Origin of the sequence: Alteromonas sp. CyTr2 (assembly GCF_947311905.1) — a bacterium.
In the GTDB taxonomy this organism is placed as follows: domain Bacteria; phylum Pseudomonadota; class Gammaproteobacteria; order Enterobacterales; family Alteromonadaceae; genus Alteromonas; species Alteromonas macleodii.
In genome coordinates this window covers 85,782-92,760 of sequence record NZ_CAMZMZ010000015.1, presented here as the reverse complement: position 1 = coordinate 92,760, position 6,979 = coordinate 85,782, and the positions used below count along the sequence as shown (strand labels likewise).

At 45.9% G+C, this 6,979-nt stretch carries 4 protein-coding genes; all 4 read right to left on the bottom strand.

Annotation, left to right across the window (positions count from 1 at the left end):
* Positions 1-93: 93 nt before the first annotated feature.
* On the bottom strand, positions 94-951 hold the full coding sequence (yghU, locus tag QME20_RS10240; RefSeq protein ID WP_039225087.1) for a glutathione-dependent disulfide-bond oxidoreductase: 858 nt from the start codon (positions 949-951) through the stop codon (positions 94-96).
* A 202-nt stretch (positions 952-1,153) separates the two neighbouring features.
* On the bottom strand, positions 1,154-2,140 hold the full coding sequence (locus tag QME20_RS10235) for a DUF4382 domain-containing protein (RefSeq protein WP_168532908.1): 987 nt from the start codon (positions 2,138-2,140) through the stop codon (positions 1,154-1,156).
* 311 nt (positions 2,141-2,451) lie between these two features.
* Complete coding sequence (locus QME20_RS10230) at positions 2,452-4,143, bottom strand: NAD-dependent malic enzyme (RefSeq protein ID WP_049588787.1); 1,692 nt, start codon at positions 4,141-4,143, stop codon at positions 2,452-2,454.
* 77 nt (positions 4,144-4,220) lie between these two features.
* Positions 4,221-6,884, bottom strand: a complete 2,664-nt coding sequence (locus QME20_RS10225) for a PBP1A family penicillin-binding protein (protein WP_014948038.1) — start codon at positions 6,882-6,884, stop codon at positions 4,221-4,223.
* Positions 6,885-6,979 lie beyond the last annotated feature (95 nt).

Here is a 6,979-nt window from a genome sequence, read left to right as displayed (position 1 = left end):
TGATCACCAAACGTCATGAATGTTCCTATCTTTTTTATCTTATTGATATCGCAATATTATTTGTGGGGATACCTCAGACTCTGACCCCATTATTTAGGCTTTGGCGAGTGCGTCGTCGATATCTTTTGCGCTGTGGCGGTTTTCTAACTGACCATCGTCACCCCAGGTCTTATTGACAATACGGCCACGTTTAACGCCTTCTCGCTGCTCTAGTTGCTTAGCCCAGCGGACTAAATTGGTGTACTCGTGCACCTGAAGGAAAGTGGCTGCGTCGTATAAATTACCTAGCACCAAGTTGCCGTACCACGGCCATATAGCCATGTCAGCGATACTGTACTCGCTACCTGCCATAAACTCATTGTTTGCTAAGTGCTTGTCTAGCACATCTAACTGACGCTTAGTTTCCATGGTAAAGCGGTTGATAGGATATTCCATTGGATATGGCGCATAGCTGTAGAAGTGCCCGAAACCACCGCCTAAGTAAGGCGCTGACCCCACCTGCCAAAACAGCCAGTTGAAACATTCCGCCTTTGCATGGGCGTCTTGCGGAATGAACTTACCGAATTTTTCCGCCAAGTAAACTAAGATTGACCCAGACTCAAATAGCTTGGTTTCTGGTGACGTTGTCGTGTCGACCATAGCAGGAATTTTACTATTCGGATTAACGTCAACAAACCCAGAAGAAAACTGATCGCCCTCACCAATGTTAATCAGCCAAGCGTCGTATTCTGCTTCGCTCACGCCAGCTGCCAACAACTCTTCAAGCATGATGGTAACTTTCTGACCATTGGGCGTAGCTAACGAGTATAGCTGCAAACCATGTTCACCATTAGGACGAGCCTTCTCATGGGTAGCGCCTGACACAGGACGATTAATGCTGGCCCACTTGTTGCCGTCATCCTCAGCCTGAGTCCAAACTTCTGGTGGTGTGTAGTTACTTTCTGTCGACATAGCAATTCCTTTAAATGACTTTATCGTTAAGGTTAGTGCAATACATAGCTACTAAGAACAGCTTTTAAAGACTTATAGCTCAACGGTGTCGACTAATAAACGGCGATATACGTTTATTGACATAAAAAAGCCGCGCTTTAGCTATATCAAGAGCGCGGCTTTATGAATAAAAGGCGAGCAGTCCGTTGCCCGCAAACTGGAACTATTCGATGGTTACCGTTGTGGTGTCCCCTGCTACAACTGTGGCAACATCAATAGTTTGTAAAAAGAAACCGTCTTCGGCGTCCTCGTCCGTTTCAGGCTCGTCAAATAGTGCCGTGCATGAAAAGCTTAATGAATACTCGCCCTGAGGCATGAAGCCCGCTGTAAAATTGAATGTTTCATCTGACTCGCTGTACGTTACTGGTACAACAGTGAAAGGGCGCGACTCGGTATCATCCACGCCTGCATCAGCGTCATCACCAAGGGCATCGAGAAGGTTTTGTTCACCTTCGTAGATATAAACTGCATTGCCAACAAACATGTCGGTTTTTACGGCGCATTTCTCGTCCATCACTAGCGTGCTATCTACTGTGCCGTTAAGCGTACCCACGTCATCATTTAACACTAAGCGAACACCGCGAGGTTTTAGCATAATGACCTCTTGACCTACTGGATCGACTAAGCTTTTTCTTAAATCGAATTCAACGGTGTAGGCTGCGTCAAAGTTAGGTTGTGCAGTAAAACCATCAAGTTTCAGTTCGCCACTTGGCACGCGAATAGGGTAAGTTCCCTCATTAGTTACTATGTAAGAATCTTCCGTCACACTAAGACGAAGTTGGTCGTAGTCACCTACTGGGATTTCAGTATCTTCTACGATAACTTCAAACTGCTCGCCCGGTAGCGACAACAAGTCGATGCTTCGAGGATCACCATTTTCATCTTCAACTGAGAACGTGATTGGTGATTCATTGCCAATTAATTCAACTTCATCGAAATACACCACTACTTCACTGGCGTCATCTACAGGGGCGTCAGAAACTGAAAGGGAAAAGGTACTCATGGTGGGCGTGGGCTGGTCTTCGATCTTATCATCTGAGCCTCCACACGCGCTAAGCGTGGCAAGCGCAGCCATAACCAATGATGTAGAAAACGAACGTTTAACGAATCTAGAACCTAAAAAGTTTGAGTTGTTTTTCATTTTTTTCATCTCTAACACCTACCTTTCCTTTTTTGAGTATCAGGGAATGTGTTATCAATGATTGTGCCAATGAAAAATTAACCTTATATAACAAAAGCTTATTAAAAACCATTAAGAGTAAGTTGTATATCAGAGCAAGGAAATGTTGCGCATAGGCAACACCATATTACATTTGGTTGGAATACGGCCGTGAAATGGATGAAGTTCGAGCAGTGAGACGGTGGCTTACTTCAGCTTTTGGGTTGTAAGTCATGGTGAAAGCGTTGTTCACAAGTACAAAAAAGCAGGCTAAGCCTGCTTTCTTATAACGTTAACGGATACTAGATGCTTACCCGCTTATAAGGGCGGTACTCTGCTTTCCAGAAGTTACGCTCAATGCTGGCGCGCAATGCGTCGTCAGATATTTCAAGAGCAAGTCCCTGTTCCATCGCTACTCTACCCACCTCAAAAGCAATCTCTCTGCTAATTTCTGCAATGGCAGCAAGAGGTGGCAATAGTGAACCCTGACCCGTGTTGACTAATGGCGACGCTGAAGCAAGTGCGTTACTTGCGGCCATCAGCATTTCGTCACTAATAAGCTTCGCTTTAGATGCAACAACACCAAGGCCAATGCCCGGGAAGATGTAAGAGTTGTTGCATTGAGCGATAGGGAATATTTTGCCATCGTACTCTACAGGCTTGAACGGACTACCTGTAGCAATAATCACTTCACCTTCTGTCCATTCAATCACTTGCTCAGGACGCGCTTCGACTTGTCGTGAGGGGTTACTTAACGGGAAGATGATTGGCAGCTCACAGCCTTGCTTCATGGCACGGATAACTTGTTCAGTGAACAAGCCTGGCTGGCCGGAAACACCAATAAGTACGTCTGGCTGCGCGCAGTGCATAACATCAAGTAGTGACGCATAATCTCCACTGAACGTCCAATCAGCCAAGTCAGCATTTTTCTGCTGAAGCTTTTGTTGGAAGTCGCGTAAGCCTTCCATGCCTTCGGTTACCAAACCAAAACGGTCAATCATGAACACTTGCTTACGTGCTTGCTCGTCAGTCAGGCCTTCAAATACCATTTGTTGAATGAGCATTTCAGCAATACCACAGCCTGCCGAACCCGCACCCACGAACACCACCTTCATGTCGCGTAGCTTTTGCTGCTTGGTTTTACATGCCGCCAAAATAGTACCAAGGGTAACGGCAGCAGTGCCTTGTATATCGTCGTTAAAACAACACACGTCGTTGCGATAGCGGTTTAATAACGGCATAGCATTTGGCTGCGCAAAATCTTCAAACTGAATCATTACATCAGGCCAGCGTCGCTTCACGGCATTAATGAACATATCAACGAATTCGTCGTATTCTTCCTGTCCAATACGCGGATGGCGCGCCCCCATATACATTGGGTCGTTTAGCAGCTTTTCGTTGTTAGTACCTACATCTAACATTACGGGCAATGTGTATGCTGGACTAATTCCACCACACGCTGTGTAAAGCGATAGTTTACCGATAGGAATGCCCATTCCACCAATACCCTGGTCTCCCAAGCCTAGAATGCGTTCACCGTCAGTCACAACAATCACTTTCACTTTGCGCTTCGTTGCATTGCGAACAATGTCATCAAGCTGGTGACGTTCTTCATACGACACAAACAAGCCACGCGAACTGCGATAGATATCTGAAAACTGCTCACATGCATCACCTACAGTAGGGGTGTAGATGATGGGCATCATCTCATCGATGTGCTTTTGAATTAGGCGGTAAAACAAGGTTTCGTTATTGTCTTGAATTGCGCGCAGATAAATATGCTTGTTTAGTGCTTCGTCAAAGCTGCTGTATTGCATGTAAGCACGTTCAACCTGCTCTTCGATGGTTTCATACCTTGGTGGCACTAGACCCGTCAGGTTAAACGCCGCACGTTCCCGTGCAGTGAAGGCACTGCCTTTATTCAGTAGGGGGGTTTCCAGCAATGAAGGGCCGGCATGAGGAATATAAAGATATCGCTGTGAATCTTCTGACATTGGTTTTCCGATAATGTGTTCAGGCAAATACATCACCTAAGCCTGAAGCGGCACGCGTGCAACGTGCCTCTTAGTAATTAGAATATTTCTTCTGGCTCAGGCGCAGTAGTCGTATCCTGCGTGGCCGGATCCAACACTTCGTCATCGCGAACATAAGTCGTTGGCTCGGTTCCCTGCAGGAAATATTCGAATAGTGTCGTATGGTCTGTTCGTCTGGTCAACTTTCCACTGGTACGATCAATGCGAACACGCACTATATTCTCTGGTACGGGCATTGGCGTATGTGGTTTATTTTCTAGAGCATGTTGCATAAATCTGATCCACGCTGGCTCAGCAGCTTTAGCTCCATCTTCAATGCCGATCATGGCGTTGCCTATCCAGTTGAATTTCTCAGCATTCTTGTTAATGAGGTTTTGGTTTCGCGTAGCTCGCCCTAACTGGCGCCCCATGTTGTCGAAGCCTACCCATGTGGTGGCCACCAAATCTTTGTGGAAACCACTGAACCACGTGTCTCGCGAGTCATTCGTGGTTCCCGTTTTCCCAGCTATGTCAGTACGCTGAAGAATATTACGAGCACGCCAGCCGGTGCCTAACCAATAGGTTTTCTTGCTCCAATTTCCGTTTGCTCTCACAGCCGTTCGCATCATTTCTGCCACTAAGAAAGCGTTTTGAGCAGTAATAACCTGAGGCGCAATCACTTTTTCTGCAGCTTCGTCATCATCGACGTCGCCAAGTAAAATATCTTGATTTAGTTCAGCGGCAAGTAAGGCTTCAATATCGGCTTCTTCGTCTTCAGGTAGTATTTCTGGATCGCTTTGATTTTCACAACGATTGCACGCCCAAACTGGGTTTGCTTTCCAAAGCTCATCGCCGTTTTCATCAAGCACTTTGCTGATAAAATGAGGGTTTACTAAGTAGCCACCGTTCGCAATGACCGACATACCTCTTACTACTTCAAGCGGCGTATGTGAACTCGACCCAAGGGATACGGTTTCATCAAGTGGGATATCGTCTTTATTAAAACCAAAGCGTGTTAAGTAATCGGCCGTTTCTCTAAGACCAACACCACGCAATAGTCGAACCGATACCACGTTCTTCGATTTACCAAGGGCTTTACGCATTCTAATTGGGCCGTCGTATTCAGCTGGCGAGTTTTGCGGTCGCCAAGCTACACCCGTCGCCGCATTCCATTGGTTAATAGGAGCGTCATTGATGATGGATGCAAGGGTATAGCCACTGTCTAATGCAGCAGAATAAACGAAAGGCTTGATGTTCGAGCCCACTTGGCGCTTGGCCTGTGTTGCTCGGTTAAACTGGCTTTGATAAAAGCTGTAGCCACCAACAACCGCTTCAACCGCACCGTTTTTCGGATTAAGTGCGATAAACGCTCCGCTCACCTCAGGGATTTGCGAAATGCGCCACTGCCCTTCTTGCTGTCTGATATAAATGACCGCCCCTTCTTGAGTCACATCTGAAGCGGTTTTGGGGTCACTACCCTGCCTAAAGTCTGTAATGTAGCGTCGGGCCCAATCTAGTCCATCCCACTCGACTGTTATTGCTTTGCCATCTACAGACAACACTTCTATCGACTGCTCATTTACTTTCGTAACAACCGATGGCAAAAGAGGTTTAATGTGAGGAATCTCTTCAAGCACGCGCATGATTGATTCGTTATCCCACTCTTCTCGTGTTGTCTTATCACTTATGTCATAGCTCAATGAAAGTTGTGGAATCGCGTCATCCTTTCCTTCTGGCTTAGGAATATTCCATAAGTAGCCAAGCGCGCCTTTATAGCCATGACGCTCATCATAGTCATGAAGATTTCGAACCACCGCACGCTGAGCAGCTAATTGAAGATCTGACGTTGCAGTCGCAAAAACTTGGTATCCGCCGGTTTCTGCTTCTTCTTTTCCATAAATCTCTACCATTTCGTTATAAATGGTGTCGGCCAAATAAGGCGCATCCACTTCAATTTCAGCACCGTGCTTTTTCGCTGAAACTGGCGCATTCGCAGCTTCATCGAACTGCGCTTTAGTGATGTACTCTTCGTCAAGCATACGAAGTAAAACCACGCGTCTGCGCTCGACAGAACGTTGCGGCCCGCTGATGGGGTTAAGCACTGATGGCGCTTTTGGAAGACCTGCAATAGTAGCAATTTGAGCTAAAGAGAGTTCATTAAGCGGTTTGCCATAGTAAACTTGGGCGGCCGCCCCAAAACCAAACGCTCTATGGCCTAATTCGATTTTGTTGAGGTACAGCTCAAGAATTTCCTGCTTAGAAAGCTCTTGCTCCATGTGCAGTGCTATAAAGATTTCTTTGATCTTTCTGATATAGGTTTTTTCCCGACTAAGGAAAAACCCTCGTGCTAGCTGCATGGTTAACGTACTTGCTCCCTGACGCTTTTCGCCAGTAAGGACTAAACTTACTGCAGCACGCATTATACCAATGGGGTCAATACCGTGGTGTTCGTAGAAGCGACTGTCTTCGGTAGCGAGTATGGCGTTAATTAATTCTTGCGGCACTTCCTCAAGTTTTACGGGGATCCGCCGTTTAACTCCATACTGTGAAATAAGTTTTCCGTCTTTGGTGTATATCTGCATGGGTGTTTGCAGGCGTACATCCTTAAGTACAGTAACACTTGGTAGGTCAGGTTTGATATAAAAGTAAATACCTACCAGTGCTGCAAAACCAAGAAGGCCTGATAGAAAACTAAATAAAATAAGTGGTTTGATGTACTTCACTGTAACGGATACCAAGACATTTTGTTGAAATGACGTATATTTTATACGTATGTGTTATCTCTAGAACCATACGCATAAGACTATTAGAGTAACAT